The 17,392-nt window shown below is 60.0% G+C and carries 21 protein-coding genes; 20 read left to right on the top strand and 1 reads right to left on the bottom strand.

Annotated features, from left to right (window positions below):
• The first annotated feature begins 12 nt into the window (after positions 1 to 12).
• Positions 13 to 1,002: a signal peptide peptidase SppA gene (sppA, locus tag JFU48_RS15425; protein ID WP_103484736.1), complete on the top strand. Its 990-nt coding sequence runs from the start codon at positions 13 to 15 to the stop codon at positions 1,000 to 1,002.
• Positions 1,003 to 1,050: 48 nt separating this feature from the next.
• Here the strand turns inward: sppA and JFU48_RS15430 are convergent, their stop codons facing one another.
• The gene (locus JFU48_RS15430; protein WP_103484735.1) at positions 1,051 to 1,629 is read right to left on the bottom strand and encodes a Maf family protein; all 579 of its coding nucleotides are present in this window, start codon (positions 1,627 to 1,629) and stop codon (positions 1,051 to 1,053) included.
• Between the two features lie 105 nt (positions 1,630 to 1,734).
• Here JFU48_RS15430 and JFU48_RS15435 point away from each other — a divergent pair, with 105 nt between their 5' ends.
• From JFU48_RS15435 to JFU48_RS15525, 19 genes are all read left to right on the top strand, one after another.
• Positions 1,735 to 2,262, top strand: coding sequence for a YceD family protein (locus JFU48_RS15435; protein WP_003227058.1), 528 nt, complete (start codon positions 1,735 to 1,737; stop codon positions 2,260 to 2,262).
• 13 nt (positions 2,263 to 2,275) lie between these two features.
• On the top strand, positions 2,276 to 2,458 hold the full coding sequence (gene rpmF, locus JFU48_RS15440; RefSeq protein ID WP_003179396.1) for a 50S ribosomal protein L32: 183 nt from the start codon (positions 2,276 to 2,278) through the stop codon (positions 2,456 to 2,458).
• A 4-nt stretch (positions 2,459 to 2,462) separates the two neighbouring features.
• Positions 2,463 to 3,473, top strand: coding sequence for a phosphate acyltransferase PlsX (gene plsX, locus JFU48_RS15445; RefSeq protein ID WP_201136876.1), 1,011 nt, complete (start codon positions 2,463 to 2,465; stop codon positions 3,471 to 3,473).
• A 123-nt stretch (positions 3,474 to 3,596) separates the two neighbouring features.
• Positions 3,597 to 4,535 carry an ACP S-malonyltransferase gene (fabD, locus tag JFU48_RS15450; protein ID WP_003227054.1) on the top strand — a complete coding sequence of 313 codons (939 nt, stop codon included), beginning with the start codon at positions 3,597 to 3,599 and terminating at the stop codon, positions 4,533 to 4,535.
• A gap of 16 nt (positions 4,536 to 4,551) precedes the next feature.
• Positions 4,552 to 5,292, top strand: a complete 741-nt coding sequence (fabG, locus tag JFU48_RS15455; protein ID WP_003227053.1) for a 3-oxoacyl-ACP reductase FabG — start codon at positions 4,552 to 4,554, stop codon at positions 5,290 to 5,292.
• Between the two features lie 196 nt (positions 5,293 to 5,488).
• Complete coding sequence (acpP, locus tag JFU48_RS15460; RefSeq protein WP_003227051.1) at positions 5,489 to 5,725, top strand: acyl carrier protein; 237 nt, start codon at positions 5,489 to 5,491, stop codon at positions 5,723 to 5,725.
• A gap of 108 nt (positions 5,726 to 5,833) precedes the next feature.
• Positions 5,834 to 7,078: a beta-ketoacyl-ACP synthase II gene (gene fabF, locus JFU48_RS15465; RefSeq protein WP_003227039.1), complete on the top strand. Its 1,245-nt coding sequence runs from the start codon at positions 5,834 to 5,836 to the stop codon at positions 7,076 to 7,078.
• On the top strand, positions 7,078 to 7,893 hold the full coding sequence (gene pabC, locus JFU48_RS15470; RefSeq protein WP_201136877.1) for an aminodeoxychorismate lyase: 816 nt from the start codon (positions 7,078 to 7,080) through the stop codon (positions 7,891 to 7,893). Before fabF ends, pabC begins: the two co-directional genes overlap by 1 nt.
• 3 nt (positions 7,894 to 7,896) lie before the next feature.
• Positions 7,897 to 9,069, top strand: a complete 1,173-nt coding sequence (mltG, locus tag JFU48_RS15475; RefSeq protein ID WP_003227036.1) for an endolytic transglycosylase MltG — start codon at positions 7,897 to 7,899, stop codon at positions 9,067 to 9,069.
• A gap of 19 nt (positions 9,070 to 9,088) precedes the next feature.
• Complete coding sequence (tmk, locus tag JFU48_RS15480; protein WP_201136878.1) at positions 9,089 to 9,721, top strand: dTMP kinase; 633 nt, start codon at positions 9,089 to 9,091, stop codon at positions 9,719 to 9,721.
• Positions 9,714 to 10,697 (top strand): DNA polymerase III subunit delta', encoded by a 984-nt coding sequence (locus tag JFU48_RS15485; RefSeq protein WP_201136879.1) that lies wholly within the window; start codon positions 9,714 to 9,716, stop codon positions 10,695 to 10,697. The genes tmk and JFU48_RS15485 overlap by 8 nt, the downstream gene beginning before the upstream one ends.
• Before the next feature lie 42 nt (positions 10,698 to 10,739).
• Positions 10,740 to 11,096 carry a PilZ domain-containing protein gene (locus JFU48_RS15490; protein WP_003227030.1) on the top strand — a complete coding sequence of 119 codons (357 nt, stop codon included), beginning with the start codon at positions 10,740 to 10,742 and terminating at the stop codon, positions 11,094 to 11,096.
• A 15-nt stretch (positions 11,097 to 11,111) separates the two neighbouring features.
• Complete coding sequence (locus tag JFU48_RS15495) at positions 11,112 to 11,897, top strand: TatD family hydrolase (protein ID WP_103484730.1); 786 nt, start codon at positions 11,112 to 11,114, stop codon at positions 11,895 to 11,897.
• A 341-nt stretch (positions 11,898 to 12,238) separates the two neighbouring features.
• Complete coding sequence (locus JFU48_RS15500; protein ID WP_045122584.1) at positions 12,239 to 12,877, top strand: TetR/AcrR family transcriptional regulator; 639 nt, start codon at positions 12,239 to 12,241, stop codon at positions 12,875 to 12,877.
• Positions 12,878 to 13,014: 137 nt separating this feature from the next.
• Positions 13,015 to 13,983 (top strand): GTP 3',8-cyclase MoaA, encoded by a 969-nt coding sequence (locus JFU48_RS15505; RefSeq protein WP_201136880.1) that lies wholly within the window; start codon positions 13,015 to 13,017, stop codon positions 13,981 to 13,983.
• A 168-nt stretch (positions 13,984 to 14,151) separates the two neighbouring features.
• The gene (locus JFU48_RS15510; RefSeq protein WP_003227024.1) at positions 14,152 to 14,757 is read left to right on the top strand and encodes a DUF4823 domain-containing protein; all 606 of its coding nucleotides are present in this window, start codon (positions 14,152 to 14,154) and stop codon (positions 14,755 to 14,757) included.
• Between the two features lie 16 nt (positions 14,758 to 14,773).
• Positions 14,774 to 15,334, top strand: a complete 561-nt coding sequence (locus JFU48_RS15515; RefSeq protein WP_003227023.1) for a DUF1285 domain-containing protein — start codon at positions 14,774 to 14,776, stop codon at positions 15,332 to 15,334.
• Positions 15,335 to 15,526: 192 nt separating this feature from the next.
• On the top strand, positions 15,527 to 16,243 hold the full coding sequence (locus tag JFU48_RS15520; protein ID WP_103484726.1) for a FadR/GntR family transcriptional regulator: 717 nt from the start codon (positions 15,527 to 15,529) through the stop codon (positions 16,241 to 16,243).
• Between the two features lie 132 nt (positions 16,244 to 16,375).
• Positions 16,376 to 17,251 (top strand): SMP-30/gluconolactonase/LRE family protein, encoded by an 876-nt coding sequence (locus tag JFU48_RS15525; RefSeq protein ID WP_201136881.1) that lies wholly within the window; start codon positions 16,376 to 16,378, stop codon positions 17,249 to 17,251.
• Positions 17,252 to 17,392: the final 141 nt, after the last annotated feature.

Here is a 17,392-nt window from a genome sequence, read left to right on the forward strand (position 1 = left end):
GGGGTGGACTGGATGACCGACGAATGGAAAGCACCGGCCAAGGCAAGTGCCGACGACGGTGACGCGAAAAGCTGGAAGCTGTTGGAAAAGACCTTGCTCGCCGGTGTGCAGGAGCAGCGTCGCTCGCGGCGCTGGGGGATTTTCTTCAAACTGCTGACTTTTGTTTATCTGTTTATCGCTCTGATTGCGTTCACGCCGCTGATGGACATGGAAAAGAGCGCCACTCGCGGGCCGAACTACACCGCACTGATCGACGTCACTGGTGTGATCGCGGACAAGGAGCCGGCCAGCGCCGACAACATTGTCGGCAGTCTGCGTGCAGCCTTTGAGGACAAGAAGGTCAAAGGTGTAATCCTGCGGATCAACAGTCCTGGCGGCAGCCCGGTGCAGTCGGGTTACGTGTACGACGAAATCAAGCGTCTGCGCGGTCTGCATCCGGACATCAAGGTTTATGCGGTGATTTCCGATCTCGGGGCGTCCGGTGCCTATTACATCGCCAGTGCGGCAGATCAGATCTATGCCGACAAGGCGAGTCTGGTCGGTTCGATTGGTGTGACGGCGGCCGGTTACGGTTTCGTCGGTACCATGGACAAGCTCGGCGTTGAACGTCGCACTTACACGTCTGGCGAGCACAAGTCGTTCCTCGACCCGTTCCAGCCGCAGAAGCCGGATGAAACGGCGTTCTGGCAGACGGTGCTGGATACCACGCACAACCAGTTCATCAATAGCGTCAAGCAGGGGCGTGGCGAGCGTTTGAAGGACAAAGAGCATCCGGAATTGTTTTCCGGTCTTGTCTGGTCAGGTGAGCAGGCTCTGCCGCTGGGTTTGATCGATGGTCTGGGCAATACCAGTTCGGTGGCGCGGGATGTGATTGGCGAGAAGGAGTTGGTGGATTTCACCGTGCAGGAATCGCCGTTCGATCGCTTCTCGAAAAAGCTCGGTGCCAGCGTGGCTGAGCAGTTGGCGATGTGGATGGGTTTCCACGGGCCTTCGTTGCGCTGACAGTTCGTCTGATAAACAAACCGGCCTTGATGGCCGGTTTTTTGTGCGTCACGGAATTTGCACGCCCTCGGCCAGTAGCATGTCAATCAGGCGGATGAGTGGCAGGCCGATCAGGCTGGTGGCGTCAGGCCCTTCGGTGGATTGAAACAGGCTCACACCCAGGCCTTCGGCCTTGAAGCTGCCGGCGCAGTCGTAGGGCTGCTCGAGGCGCAGGTAGCGTTCGATGCGCGCTTCGTCGAGTTGGCGCATGTGTACGGTAAATGGCACGCAGTCGACCTGGCAGAGGCCGGTCTGGCTGTTGAGCAGGGCCAGGCCGGTGAGGAAGGTCACACTGGCGCCGCTGGCCGCCAGCAGTTGCTCGCGAGCCTTGTCGAAGGTGTGTGGCTTGCCGATGATCCGCTCGCCGAGCACGGCAACCTGGTCCGAACCGATAATCAGGTGGGCAGGGTGGCTGGCAGCCAGTGCCCGGGCTTTCTGTTCGGCGAGGCGCTTGACCAGTTCGATGGCGGATTCGCCGTTCTGGTGGCTTTCGTCGATATCTGGCGAGCTGCAGACGAACGGCAGGTGCAGGCGGGCGAGCAATTCCCGGCGATAAGTCGAGCTTGAGGCGAGTAATAAAGGCAGCATTGGCGTCTCCTGAGGCAGGTGCGAATTCTAGCGGAGGCACGCAAGTGACGGACAGGGCACAATTTCCTTTGACATGGGTGGGTGCATCCCTATAATGCTGCGCCTATGTTGAATGACCCGATTCCACCTCACGTTGACCCGCGCAAATTGGCTGACCGTGGCACCACCCTTCAAGGTGAACTGCTGCTGGCCGATTTGAAGAGACTCTGCGACCCGCTTTCCGACGATGTCGGTAAGGTGCAGGCCAAATTCGTTTTTGAACGAGATGAACGTAAATCTGTGGTGATCCACAGCTTTATCGACACCGAAGTCAAAATGGTCTGCCAGCGTTGTCTTGAGCTGGTCACCCTGCCGATCCACAGCGAATGCAGTTACGCTGTAGTGAAGGAGGGTGCGAATACCCAGTCGTTACCGAAAGGTTATGACGTGCTGGAACTGGGCGAAGATCCATTGGATCTGCAGTCACTGATCGAGGAGGAGCTTCTGCTCGCCTTGCCCATTGTGCCTGCTCATCATCCGGAAGAATGCCAGCAGCCGGCGGGAGCAGATGAACCCGAACCGAGCGAGGACGAGGTAACGCGGTCCAACCCGTTCAGTGTATTGGCGCAGTTAAAGCGTGACCCAAACGTTTAGGAGTTAATCAATTATGGCTGTTCAGCAGAACAAAAAATCCCGCTCCGCCCGTGACATGCGCCGTTCGCACGACGCTCTCGAGGCTAGCACCCTGTCTGTAGAAAAAACCACTGGTGAAGTTCACCTGCGTCACCACGTATCGCCAGAAGGCGTATACCGTGGCCGTAAAGTGATCGACAAGGGCGCTGACGAGTAATCACTTGTCCGCTCAAGTCATCGCGATTGACGCAATGGGCGGGGACTTCGGTCCCCGCAGCATTGTTCAGGCCAGCCTTGCTTGCCTTTCTGCTACGCCCTCGCTGCACCTGACCCTCGTCGGTCAATCCTCCCTTCTTGAAGAACTGATCCAGGGCCAGTCGGCTGCCGATCGCGCGCGCCTGACGATTGTTCCGGCGTCTGAAGTCATCACCATGGACGAAAAGCCGACTCAGGCCTTGCGTGGCAAGCCGGATTCGTCGATGCGTGTCGCCCTGGAGCTGGTGCGTGACGGCAAGGCTCAGGCCTGTGTCAGCGCCGGTAATACCGGTGCGTTGATGGCGCTGTCGCGTTTCGTGCTCAAGACCTTGCCGGGGATTGATCGGCCGGCGATGGTGGCGGCGATTCCGACGCAGAAGGGCTATTGCCAGTTGCTCGATCTGGGCGCCAACGTCGATTGCAGCGCCGAGCATCTGTTGCAGTTCGCGGTGATGGGCTCGGTGGCGGCGCAGACGCTGGGCATCGCCCGACCGCGTGTCGCATTACTGAATATCGGCACCGAAGACATCAAGGGCAATCAGCAGGTCAAGCTGGCCGCGACTTTGCTGCAGGCTGCGCGCGGCATCAACTACATCGGTTTTGTCGAGGGCGATGGTCTTTATCGCGGCGAAGCAGATGTGGTGGTCTGTGACGGGTTTGTCGGCAATATCCTGCTCAAGTCCAGCGAGGGCCTGGCGACGATGATCGCTGCGCGCATCGAGGCCTTGTTCAAGAAAAACTTCGCTTCCCGCGTGGTAGGTGCTTTGGCCCTGCCATTGATGAAGCGCTTGCAGGCGGATCTGGCGCCGGCGCGACATAACGGCGCAAGCTTTCTCGGCTTGCAGGGCATTGTGGTGAAAAGTCATGGTTCGGCCGGGGTTCAGGGGTTTCAGAGTGCGATTCAGCGTGCACTGATCGAGATTCAGGAGAATCTGCCCGAACGTCTCCATGGTCGTCTGGAGGATTTGTTGTCTTAGGCGATTTCGTCGGACAATGCTTAAATGTGACCGCCCGGTTCAAAGGGCCATCCAACTGTCAGTTTCTTGCGTCCCTCAGTGGGGCGTCATTTTCCGACGACAAGATCATTAGGGGCTTGTTACATGTCTGCTTCCCTCGCATTCGTCTTTCCAGGACAGGGTTCGCAGTCCCTCGGCATGCTGGCCGAGCTGGGCGCGGAACATCCGCTGATCCTCGAAACCTTCAAAGAAGCATCCGATGCTCTGGGCTATGACCTGTGGGCGCTGACCCAGCAGGGTCCGGAAGAGCTGCTCAATCAAACCGACAAAACCCAACCGGCCATTCTGACTGCTTCGATCGCCCTGTGGCGCCTGTGGCTGGCTCAAGGCGGTGCGCGTCCGGCATTTGTTGCCGGTCACAGCCTGGGCGAATACAGCGCGCTGGTTGCCGCCGGCAGCCTGAGCCTGGCTGACGCGGTGAAACTCGTTGAGCGTCGCGGTCAGTTGATGCAGGAAGCCGTTCCGGCCGGGCAGGGCGGCATGGCTGCCATCCTCGGTCTGGAAGATGCCGACGTGCTGGCAGCCTGTGCCGAAGCGGCGCAAGGCGAAGTGGTCAGCGCGGTCAACTTCAACTCGCCGGGCCAGGTAGTGATTGCCGGTGCCAAGGCGGCCGTTGAGCGCGCCATCGAGGGCTGCAAGGCCCGTGGCGCCAAGCGGGCCATGCCGTTGCCGGTGAGCGTGCCTTCGCACTGCGAGCTGATGCGTCCGGCGGCCGAGCGCTTTGCCGAATCCATTGCCGCCATCGACTGGCAGGCTCCGCAGATCCCGGTGGTCCAGAACGTCAGTGCGCAAGTGCCGGCCGATCTGGAGACCCTCAAGCGTGATCTGCTCGAACAACTGTACAAGCCAGTACGCTGGGTTGAATCGGTCCAGACCCTGGCTGCCAAAGGCGCCACCAGTCTGGTCGAGTGCGGCCCGGGCAAGGTGCTCGCCGGTCTGAACAAACGTTGCGCCGAAGGCGTTTCGACTTCCAACCTCAATACCCCAGACGCTTTCGCTGCCGCCCGTGCAGCGCTGGCCTGAATCAGGAGAAACTTGCATGAGTCTGCAAGGTAAAGTTGCACTGGTCACCGGTGCAAGCCGCGGTATCGGCCAGGCTATCGCACTGGAACTGGGTCGTCAGGGCGCCGTCGTCATCGGCACTGCGACTTCCGCCAAAGGCGCCGAGGCGATTGCTGCCACCCTGAAAGAACACGGCATCCAGGGCACTGGCCTGGAACTCAACGTCACCAGCGATGAATCTGTCAGCAAGGTTCTGGCGAGCATTCAGGAGCAGTTCGGTGCGCCGGCGATTCTGGTCAATAATGCCGGCATCACCCGCGATAACCTGATGATGCGCATGAAAGACGATGAGTGGTACGACGTGATCGATACCAACCTGAACAGTCTGTATCGCTTGTCCAAGGGCGTTTTGCGCGGTATGACCAAGGCGCGCTGGGGCCGAATTATCAGTATTGGCTCGGTGGTGGGTGCCATGGGCAACGCAGGCCAAGTAAACTATGCAGCCGCCAAGGCCGGTCTGGAAGGTTTCAGCCGTGCGATGGCGCGTGAAGTCGGTTCGCGTTCGATTACGGTCAACTCGGTAACCCCAGGGTTCATCGACACTGATATGACTCGCGAACTGCCGGAAGCACAGCGTGAAGCCTTGCAGACGCAGATTCCGCTGGGTCGTCTGGGGCAAGCTCAAGAGATCGCTTCGGTGGTCGCTTTTCTTGCATCCGACGGTGCGGCATACGTCACTGGGGCTACAATCCCGGTGAACGGTGGGATGTACATGTAAGTAAAATGTGACGGATTGCTTCAAAAAAATGTCATACGAGCTGTCTAAAATCCGTTATAAAGCTGCAATCTATTTATAGGCAGAGGGCCGCAGGGTTTGAGGAGTGAAGCTTTCAGTTGAAAAGCTGAAAAGCCTTTCTATACACTTACCCACTGGCCAGCTGCCTGAATTTGTCCATTAGGAGTGAAAACAAGGTATGAGCACCATCGAAGAGCGCGTCAAGAAAATCGTTGCCGAGCAACTGGGTGTTAAACAGGAAGAAGTGGTCAACACTGCTTCCTTCGTTGAAGACCTGGGTGCCGACTCCCTTGACACCGTTGAGCTGGTGATGGCTCTGGAAGAGGAATTCGAGACCGAAATCCCTGATGAAGAAGCTGAAAAGATCACTACTGTACAAGCTGCAATCGACTACGTTACTAGCCACCAGGCGTAATAGTTTGTAATCGTTGTCTGCTGTCATGGAAAAACCGCACTGCCATCATGGCGTGCGGTTTTTTCTTTAGGCCTGATGCAAAGTCGTCATTTGAAAAAGGAGAGTGCTGTGTCGCGTAGACGCGTCGTAGTCACCGGTATGGGTATGTTGTCGCCACTGGGCACGGATGTGCCGAGCAGTTGGCAGGGCATTCTGGCTGGCCGCAGTGGCATTGGTCTGATCGAACACACCGACCTTTCTGCCTATTCCACCCGTTTTGGCGGCTCGGTAAAGGGCTTCAATGTCGAGGAATACCTGTCGGTCAAGGAAGCACGCAAGCTCGACCTGTTCATTCAGTACGGTCTGGCCGCGGGTTTTCAGGCTGTTCGCAACGCCGGTCTGGAAGTCACCGACGCCAACCGTGAGCGCATTGGCGTAGCCATGGGTTCGGGCATCGGCGGTCTGACCAACATCGAAGAAACCAGCCGTACCCTGCATGAGACGGGCCCGCGTCGAATCTCGCCATTCTTCGTGCCAGGCTCGATCATCAATATGATTTCCGGCTTTCTGTCCATCCACCTGGGTGCACAGGGGCCGAACTACGCCATTTCCACTGCCTGTACCACCGGTACGCACTGCATTGGCATGGCCGCGCGCAACATCATGTACGACGAGGCCGACGTGATGATCGCTGGCGGTGCCGAGATGGCCGCGTGCGGTCTGGGCATGGGCGGCTTCGGCGCGTCCCGTGCACTGTCGACCCGCAACGACGAGCCGACCCGCGCCAGTCGTCCGTGGGACAAGGGCCGTGATGGCTTCGTGCTGTCTGACGGTGCCGGTGCTCTGGTGCTCGAAGAACTCGAGCACGCCAAGGCCCGTGGCGCCACGATCTACGCCGAGCTGATCGGCTTCGGTACCAGCGGTGATGCGTTCCACATGACCTCGCCACCTGCGGACGGTGCCGGTGCGGCTCGCTGCATCACCAATGCCCTGCGCGATGCGAAGATCAACATCGACCAGGTGCAGTACATCAACGCCCACGGTACCTCGACCCCGGCCGGCGACCTTGCCGAAGCCAACGCGATCAAGACCGTGTTCGGTGATCACGCCTACAACCTGGCGGTCAGCTCCACCAAGTCCATGACCGGTCACCTGTTGGGTGCGGCGGGCGCGGTCGAGGCGATCTTCAGCGTGCTGGCGATCAATAGCCAGGTGGCACCGCCGACCATCAACCTCGACGAGCCGGATGAAGGCTGCGATCTCGATTTCGTGCCGCATACTGCGCGCAACATGGACATCGACGTCGTACTCTCCAACTCCTTCGGGTTTGGCGGCACCAACGGCACGTTGGCGTTCCGCCGGTTCGCAGGCTGATGGACAGCTGGGTCGACGGTCAGCCGGCTGACGCTCTGTCGCTGAAAGATCGCGGCCTGGCTTACGGCGATGGTCTGTTCGAGACCATCGCTGTGCACGGCGGCCAGCCAGTATTGCTGGATCGTCACCTGACGCGTTTGGCCGAGGGTTGCTCGCGTCTGGCCATCGCGGCGGATATCGAGCTGGTTCGCACCGAGCTGCTGGCCTATGCCGTGGCGATGGGCGAGGGCGTCCTCAAGCTGATCCTCACCCGAGGTGACGGCTTGCGCGGCTATGCGCCCGATCCTGCGGCGCAGGGCCGACGCATTCTGCAAGACAACCCGCCCGCTGCTTATCCTGCTGTGCATGGCGAGCAAGGCGTGCGCCTGTTTCCCTGCGTCACGCGGTTGGCTAACCAGCCCTTGCTGGCTGGTCTCAAACATCTGAATCGTCTGGAGCAAGTGCTCGCCCGTGCCGAATGGCGCGACAGCGAACACGCCGAAGGCTTGATGCTCGATCAGGCCGGGCGCGTCATCGAAGGCGTGTACAGCAACCTGTTTCTGGTGCGCGACGGCGCACTGATCACCCCGGATCTGAAGCGCTGTGGCGTGGCCGGCGTAATGCGTGCGGAAATTTTGTTTCAGGCCGAGTCCCTGGGGATTCACACGCAAATCACCGACATCAGCCTCGAACAGCTGCAATGGGCTGATGAAGTCTTCGTCTGCAACAGTGTGTATGGCGTCTGGCCGGTACGCGCCTACGCTGCACTGAGCTGGCCGGTTGGCAAACTCACCCGTAAACTGCAAACCATTTCCCGCGCCCTACTGGATGCCTGATTCGTGAGACGTAAACTCTTGCTGCTGCTGGAAACCGGACTGGTTCTCGCAGGGCTTTTGCTGGGCGCCAGCGCCTGGAAAATTCATTCCGCGCTGGAACAGCCGCTGAACATCACGCAGGAAGAACTGCTGGATGTGCCAAAAGGCTCGACGCCGACCCGTACCTTTCTTGAACTCGAAACCGATGGCGTCATCAAGGACGCCTTCTGGTTACGCATCTATTGGCGCTTCAACCTGACCGGTACGCCGATCCATAGCGGCGAATACCGTATGCAGCCGGGCATGACCGTCAACGGTCTGATCGACTTGTGGAAGCGTGGTGAAGTGGTGCAATACAGCCTGACGCTGGTCGAGGGCTGGAACTTCCATCAGGTACGCGCCGCGCTGGCAAAAGATGAAAAGATCGAGCAGACCCTCAAGGGCTTGAGCGACAGCGAAGTGATGGAGAAAATCGGCCATCGCGGTCTGTTCCCCGAAGGTCGTTTCTTCCCGGACACCTACCGCTTCGTGCGCGGGGTCTCCGACGTCGAATTGCTGAAGAAGGCCTTTGATCGACTCGACGAGGTATTGGCCAAAGAGTGGGAAAATCGCTCGGCCGACGCTCCGTACAGCGAGCCCTACCAGGCGCTGATCATGGCCTCGCTGGTCGAGAAGGAGACCGGTGTGCCGCAGGAGCGTGGGCAGATTGCCGGCGTGTTCGTGCGCCGCATGGCGCTGGGCATGCAGTTGCAGACCGATCCGACCGTGATCTATGGTCTGGGCGACCGCTACACCGGCAAGCTGACGCGCGCGCATCTCAAAGAGCCGACGCCCTACAACACCTATGTGATTCCGGGGCTGCCGCCGACGCCGATCGCGATGGTCGGCCGCGAAGCGATTCATGCTGCGCTGAACCCGGTGCAAGGCAACAGCCTGTACTTTGTCGCCCGTGGCGATGGCAGCCATGTGTTCTCCGATGACCTGGACGCGCACAACAGCGCGGTGCGTGAATTCCAGCTCAAGCGCCGCGCCGATTACCGCTCCAGCCCGGCACCGGCGGGGACACCGGCTGCCGCGCCAGCCGCCGAAGCGACTCCTGCGGCTTCGCCCGATACTGCACCGCAGGCGCTGCCGGAGGTTCCTCCTCAGGAACCCACACCGACACCGGATGCCGCCGTTCCGCAAAACGCGCAATGACTTTGATTAAGGACTGCCTGTGACTGGCTTGTTTATTACCCTGGAAGGCCCGGAAGGCGCCGGCAAGAGCACCAACCGCGAATACCTCGCCGAGCGCCTGCGCGCCGAAGGTATCGAAGTGCTGCTGACCCGCGAACCCGGCGGTACGCCACTCGCCGAGCGGATCCGCGATGTGCTGCTGGCCCCGGCCGACGAGGTCATGAACCCCGACACCGAGCTGTTGCTGGTGTTCGCCGCGCGCGCCCAGCATCTGGCCGAAGTGATCCGCCCGGCGCTGGCTCGCGGCGCGGTGGTGCTGTGCGATCGTTTCACTGATTCGACATACGCTTATCAGGGTGGCGGTCGCGGTTTGTCGCTGGAACGCATCGCCGCGCTGGAGACTTTCGTCCAGGGCGACCTGCGTCCGGATCTGACGCTGATTTTTGATCTGCCGGTGGAAATCGGCCTGGCCCGCGCCAGCGCCCGTGGCCGTCTGGATCGTTTTGAGCTGGAAGGTCGAGCGTTTTTCGAAGCGGTACGCAATGCGTTTCTCGAACGCGCCGAAGCCGACCCGGCGCGCTATGTGCGCATCGATGCCGGTCAGCCATTGGTCAAGGTTCAGCAATCGCTGGATACCTTGATTCCGAACTTGCTGGAGCTGATTCGTGGCTGAGGCCTATCCATGGCAGGACAGCCTCTGGCAGCAACTGGCCGGACGTAGTCAGCACGCCCACGCGTATCTGCTGCACGGCCCGGCCGGGATCGGCAAACGCGCGCTGGCCGAGCGCCTGATGGCCAGCCTGCTCTGTCAGCGTCCGACGCCCGAGGCGTGCGGCGAGTGCAAGTCCTGTCTGTTGCTCAAGGCTGGCAGCCATCCGGACAATTACATCCTCGAGCCGGAGGAGGCCGACAAGGCGATCAAGGTCGATCAGGTGCGCGATCTGGTCAGTTTCGTGGTGCAGACTGCGCAACTGGGCGGGCGCAAAGTGGTGCTGATCGAACCGGTGGAGTCGATGAACATCAACGCCGCCAACGCACTGCTCAAGAGCCTTGAGGAGCCTTCCGGCGATACTGTGCTGTTGCTGGTCAGCCACCAGCCGAGCCGTTTGCTGCCGACGATCAAGAGCCGCTGTGTGCAGCAGGCGTGTCCGCTGCCCGGTGAGGCCATGAGCCTGCAATGGTTGGCGCAGGCGTTGCCGGAGTGCTCTGAAGAGGAGCGCGTCGAATTGCTGACGCTGGCCGCCGGCTCGCCGCTGGCGGCGGTCAGCCTGCAGTCCCAGGGCGTGCGCGAACAGCGGGCGCAGGTGGTCGAAGGGGTGAAGAAGCTGCTCAAGCAACAGCAGTCGCCGACGCAATTGGCCGAAGAGTGGAAAAACATTCCGATGCTGCGCCTGTTCGACTGGTTCTGCGACTGGTCGAGCCTGATCCTGCGCTATCAACTGACCCAGGATGAAGCCGGCCTCGGTCTGACCGACATGCGCAAAGTCGTGCAGTACCTGGCGCAGAAAAGCGCCCAGGGCAAAGTCCTCGATATTCAGGACTGGATTCTCGCCCAGCGGCAGAAAGTCCTGAGCAAGGCCAACCTCAACCCGGCACTGCTGCTGGAAGCGTTGTTGGTGCAATGGGCGGGATTGCCTGGTCAAAGATAAGAATGTGTACCTAGACTCTGAACATCAGCAGTGGAGGTCAACATGAATGAAGCCATCAGCCCGGGGCCGCGCAACGGCATCCTGTCCCTGACCATCAAGGACAAATCGGTGCTTTACGCCGCCTACATGCCGTTCATCAGGAACGGTGGCCTGTTCATCCCGACCAACAAGAGCTACAAGTTGGGCGACGAGGTGTTCATGCTGCTGAACCTGATGGACGAGGCGGAGAAGATTCCGGTGGCCGGCAAGGTCGCCTGGATCACCCCCAAAGGCGCCCAGGGCAACCGCGCCGCCGGTGTCGGCGTGCAATTCAACGAGGGCGACAACACCGCCCGCAGTCGCATTGAAACCCATCTGGCCGGAGCACTGAAGTCCGACCGTCCCACTCATACGATGTAAGTTGCAGTCTCTTTTATGCTCGTAGATTCCCATTGTCACCTTGATCGCCTCGACCTCGCCGCCCATGACGGTTCGCTGGATGCTGCACTCGATGCTGCGCGCCAGCGCGGGGTAGGGCACTTTCTGTGCATCGGCGTCAGTGCCGACAACGCTGCCGACGTCAAAGCCCTCGCGGATCGTTATGACGACGTCGATTGCTCGGTCGGCGTGCATCCGCTGGATGTGCAACCGGGCGCCGCGCCGGCGCTCGACTGGTTGTTGCACGAACTCAATCACCCGAAAGTGGTGGCGATCGGCGAAACCGGTCTGGATTATCACTACGAACCGGAAGCCGCCGAGCTGCAGCAGGAATCCTTCCGCCTGCACCTGCAAGCCGCCCAGCAGACCGGTAAGCCGGTGATCATCCACACCCGAGGCGCCCGCGCCGATACCCTCGAACTGCTGCGTGAAGCGGCGTTGCCCCAGGCCGGTGTGCTGCATTGTTTCACCGAAGACTGGGACATGGCCAAGGCTGCGCTGGACATGGGTTATTACATTTCCCTGTCGGGCATCGTCACTTTCCGCAATGCCGACGCCCTGCGTGATGTGGCCAGCAAGGTGCCGGCCGATCGCCTGCTGGTGGAGACCGATTCGCCGTATCTGGCGCCGATCCCTTATCGCGGTAAGCCGAACCTGCCGCAGTATGTGCGCGAAGTGGCAGAGTTTCTGGCGATGCTGCGCGGAGAAAGCTATGAGCGGTTTGCCGAGCAGACCACCGAGAACTTCAAGCGGCTGTTCCCGTTGGCTCATGTAAAAGCCTGAATCGCAGGCAAAAAAAACCCGGGTTCTGGGGGGTGAATCCGGGTTAAGACCATTAGGAGTAAAACAAAGGCACGCGGTCCCTTGGTACCTTTATCGGCACGGCACTTGGGGGAGATGCCGTCCGACAGTTCAAGTATTGATCAGTCTGGCGTGCAGTCCAGTTGGCCGGTCGGGGTTTTTAAACAAATTTGGAATACATGCGCTTCAGATGAGTTCTCATTGCGCCACAAACGTTCCCGAAATGAACAACAAACACAGATATGGTCGGATGATCCGTGCATTTTTGCGCAAGTTAGGCATAATACGCGGCTTCGAATTTTGACCCCTACAGACCTTTTCTTATGCACAAAGAACCTCGTAAGGTCCGTGAGTTTCGTCGCCGCGAGCAAGAAATTCTCGATACCGCGCTCAAGCTGTTCCTCGATCAAGGTGAAGACAGTGTCACCGTCGAGATGATTGCTGATGCCGTGGGTATCGGCAAAGGCACGATCTACAAGCACTTCAAGTCCAAGGCCGAGATCTACCTGCGCCTGATGCTCGATTACGAGCGCGATTTGAACGAGCTGCTGCATTCGGCCGATGTCGACAAGGACAAGGAAGCGCTGTCCCGTGCCTACTTCGAATTCCGCATGCGTGACCCGCAGCGCTATCGCCTGTTCGACCGCCTCGAAGAGAAGGTCGTAAAAGGCAATCAGGTGCCGGAAATGGTCGAGGAGCTGCACAAGATCCGTGCCTCGAACTTCGAACGCCTGACCCTGCTGATCAAGGGCCGGATCAGCGAAGGCAAGCTCGAAGACGTGCCGCCGTACTTCCACTACTGCGCATCCTGGGCGCTGGTGCACGGCGCGGTGGCGCTGTATCACTCGCCGTTCTGGAGCAATGTGCTGGAAGATCAGGAAGGTTTCTTCCAGTTCCTGATGGACATCGGCGTGCGCATGGGCAACAAGCGCAAGCGCGATCCGGAAATCCCAAGCAGCTGAGCCATTCAGCTGCCTTATTGCGCCATGATTTCGCTACATGGCGCAGTAGCGCAGGAATATACTCAGGCATAGGGCTTGCTAAAACTTGATTTGTGAGTCAAGTTTTAGCCGCTCGATTTTCTATCGCCGGAGTGATCATGATCGTTGACCGTCAAGGCAGGCGTTTTCGCAATTTGCGCATCAGCCTGACCTCAGCCTGCAATTACGCCTGTACCTACTGCGTGCCCAACGGCAAGCGGTTGGTGGCTGCGCAGGATGAACTGTCGGCCGAGGCCATGGCCCGTGGCGTGGCTTATCTGATCGAAGCCGCCGGCATCGAACGCTTGCGCATCACCGGTGGCGAGCCGCTGGTCAGCCCCAAACTCGAATCTTTCATGAGCGCCGTCGGCAAGATGGGTCTGGAAGACATCAGCCTGACCACCAACGGTCAACTCCTCGCGAAAAAACTGCCGCTGCTGATGGATGCCGGGCTGCGCCGGATCAACGTGTCCCTCGATACCCTGGATGCCGGCGCCTTCCGCAGCATCGCCCGTGGCGGCGATCTGGCGACCGTACTCGATGGCATGGACCAGGCAAAAGCCGCAGGGATGAAGATCAAGGTCAACATGGTGCCGTTGCGCGGGCAGAACCTGGATCAGGTGATGCCGCTGCTCGATTACTGCCTGGAGCGCGGCTACGAGTTGCGCTTCATCGAGTTGATGCGCATGGGTCACCTCGCCACCGACTCCAACGCATTCCTGCAACAGTTCGTCAGCCTGCAGCAACTGCTGAGCCTGATTGGCGAGCGCTACGAGTACGCCCAGGCCGATGCGCCGGTGGATGCCACGGCTGTGCGCTACGCGATCCCGGGGCTGGGCCATTTCGGTGTAATCGCCAACGAAAGCGTGCCGTTCTGCCGCACCTGTTCGCGTCTGCGTCTGTCCTCGACCGGTTGGCTGCATGGCTGCCTGTCGTCGAGCAACCGCCACTATGTCGGCGATCTGCTCGACAAGCCACGTCATCAGGCGTTGCCGGCGTTGCAGCGTCTGCTGGTCAAGGCGTTGGGCGACAAGCAGGAAGTGGCGTTCTCCGGTGGCGCGACCGTCATGAAGATCATCGGCGGCTGATTCCTCTTTTCGCGAGCAGGCTCGCTCCCACAGGGTTTTGCGTAATCCTGTGGGAGCGAGCCTGCTCGCGAAATCGATTCATCATTCGACGAAGATCCTGAGCTGGCGCAAAAGCTGCATCCAACGGCCATTCGCCGGTTTTCCGTCACCGGCTTCTGGAGGATGAGGATGCGTAGCCTGGTTTTGCTGCTGGCCGTTTTGGCGCTTGGCGGCTGTATGACTGTCAGCGATATGGCCGAAGGCACTCGCTATCAGATGAGCGACGCGGGGCTGCTGGATCACAGCGACAGCCGGCGGGTGAACAACTTCCGCATTCAGCCGGACTCATTCATCTACATCGCCCAGGGTGCATTCGCGCCGCCGGGTGGTTCCTACCCGCGGCCGAACGTAGTGGCCGAAGAGGCCTTCAAGGGGTTTGTCGAATACTTCCCGATGGTTCGCCGTGCCCGTGCACCGGAAGGCCTCGATCAGGCGTTGGGCGAAGCTCGCGATGCTGGCGCCCACTACCTGCTGTACACCCGTTTCGCCAGGTCTGACGACCGCATCGGCAACTCCGATGAGTGGCTCGATCAGGAAGCCGTGGATCGCCTGGGCATCGACAGCGGCGTGATTCAGATCATGTTGATCGAGACCAGCACCCAGTATTTGATTGATACTGCACGGATCAAGAGTCGTGGCGGTTTACTGACGTTCCACGACAACAAGCCTGAAGACCTGATCGGCCCGCCGCTGGCGCAATACGCGCGCAGCCTGCTGGGGATCAGCGACCAATAAACCCAAGGAGTACGCCATGAGTGGCCCGCAAAAAGCCAATGACCTGTTGGGACAGATCCCCAAAACCAAAGGCTTGCCGCCGGTGCACTTGTGGAACCCGGACTTCTGCGGCGACATCGACATGCGCATCGCCCGCGACGGCACCTGGTATTACCTGGGCACGCCGATCGGGCGCAAGCCGATGGTCAAGCTGTTCTCCACCATCATCCGCCGCGACGGCGATGATTACTTCCTGATTACCCCAGTCGAAAAGGTCGGGATCAAAGTCGACGATGCGCCGTTCGTGGCGATTGCCGTGGAAGTCGAAGGCGAGGGCGAAGCGCAGGTACTGCGCTTCACCACCAACGTCGAGGAGACCGCCGAGGCCGGGCCGGAACATCCGATCCGCGTCGAGATCGATCCGGCGACTCAAGAGCCCGCGCCTTATGTGCATGTGCGCAGCAACCTCGAAGCGCTGATTCACCGCAATGTGTTTTACCAACTGGTGGAGCTGGCGGTCAGTCGTGAAATCGACGGGCAACGTTGGCTGGGTGTGTGGAGCGGCGGCGAGTTCTTCCGCATCGGCCTCGAACCCTGACAATGAATCGAATGTGGGAGGGGGCTTGCTCCCGAAGGCGGTGTGACAGTCACCCTATGCAGTGACTGATGCATTGCCTTCGGGAGCAAGCCCCCTCCCACATTGATCTATGTACATCCGCAAAATCTGATTTGACTCCCAATCATATGATCATTAGCGTGGACACCCATCGCCACCCGCTTTGAGGTCTCCATGTCCAGCAGCTTTCATGCATCAACGGTCGATTGGCTGGGCAGCTGGATTGCCGCCGGCCAGGTCAAGCCGGGGCAGGCGATCAAGGTCGAGGCAGATCTGGGCGAGCAGCTCGGTGTCAGCCGCACCGTGATCCGCGAAGCGATCAAGACCCTCGTCGCCAAAGGCATGCTCGAAGTCGGGCCGAAAGTCGGTACCCGCGTGTTGCCGGTGCGGCGCTGGAATCTGTTCGATCCGCAAGTCGTCGGCTGGCTGTCGCGCAACGGTCTGCCGGAAAACTTCGTCGATGACCTGCTCGACCTGCGCCGCACCATCGAACCAATGGCCGTGCGCTGGGCCTGCGAGCGCGCCACGCTTGAGCAGATTCAGGCCGTGCAACTGGCCTACAACGCGCTGGAGCGGGCTGTCGACAGCGGCATCGATTACAACCGCGCCGACCAGTCCTTCCACGAATGCATTCTGGCGGCCAGTCACAACCAGTTCATCGAGCAAATGGTCCCGGCCCTCGGCGCCTTGCTCGCCGTGTCGTTTGAAGTCTCCGCTGCCGACCCCGACGAACTGCGCCGCACATTACCGATCCACAAGGACATGGCCGACGCCATCGCCACCCGCGATGCCGCGCGCGGGGTGTGGGCCTGCATGACCCTGATCGACAACGCCGACCTGGCGATCAAACGCTTTTACCCGCAGGTGATGGCCGACAAAAAAGCCAGCTGAAAACACAAATCCCCCTGTAGGAGTGAGCCGGCTCGCGACAACGGTGGGTCAGTCACAATCGTCGTCACTGACCCACCGCTATCGCGAGCAGGCTCACTCCTACAGTTAAAACAACAACATGAAGGATTCAATATGCCGTTGACCGCCGTAACCCAACACCGCGCCAAGCTCGGTGAAGGGCCATTCTGGGACGCTCCCACCCAGGCGCTGTACTGGGTCGATATCGCCGGCCAGCAAGCGCTGCGGCTGATCGGCAACAATGTGCAGATCTGGCAGATGCCCGAGCACGTTTCGGCGTTCATTCCGTGTGCCAGCGGCGATGCGCTGGTGACCCTGAGCAGCGGCGTGTATCGCCTTGATCTCGATTCCCCCGGCCTCGAACCGCGCCTGACGCTGTTCTGCATCGCCGACCCGCAACCGGGCAATCGGGCCAACGAGGCGCGCTGCGATGCACTGGGCCGGCTGTGGCTTGGCACCATGCAGAACAACATCGGCGAAAATGGCGAAGACCTGCCAATCGTGCGTCGCTCCGGTGGCCTGTTTCGTATCGATCCCGATCAGCGCGTCACGCCATTGCTGCGCGGTCTGGGGATTCCCAACACCCTGCTATGGAGCGATGACGGCACCACGCTGCTGTTCGGCGACAGCCTCGACGGGGCGCTCAATCGCTATTTCATTCACACCGACGGCAATCTCGGCAGCCCCGAGGCCTGGTACGGCGCAGACGGGCAGGGCGGCCCGGACGGTTCGGCGATGGACGCCGAAGGTTATGTGTGGAACGCCCGCTGGGATGGCAACTGCCTGCTGCGCCTGAGCCCGGAGGGCAAGGTCGAGCGCACAATCGATCTGCCCGTCAGCCGGCCGACCAGTTGTGTATTCGGCGGTGAAGACCTGAAAACCCTGTACATCACCAGTGCTCAGAGTCCGCACAACCATCCACTGGATGGCGCGGTGCTGTCGATGCGGGTCGACGTGCCGGGCAAACTCTGCACGCGGTTCGCGGGTTAAATCCCATAATATGGGATGCAAAATTATATATTGAGATTATTCGGCGGTCGGGTTTATAGTCGGTTCCAGCAGTAACACGCACTCACACTTAAAAAGAACAAAACAGGTGAAGTGATGCAGCGAATCTCTATCGCACTCCTC

It is taken from the genome of Pseudomonas sp. TH49 (genome assembly GCF_016650625.1).
GTDB lineage: Bacteria > Pseudomonadota > Gammaproteobacteria > Pseudomonadales > Pseudomonadaceae > Aquipseudomonas > Aquipseudomonas fluorescens_H.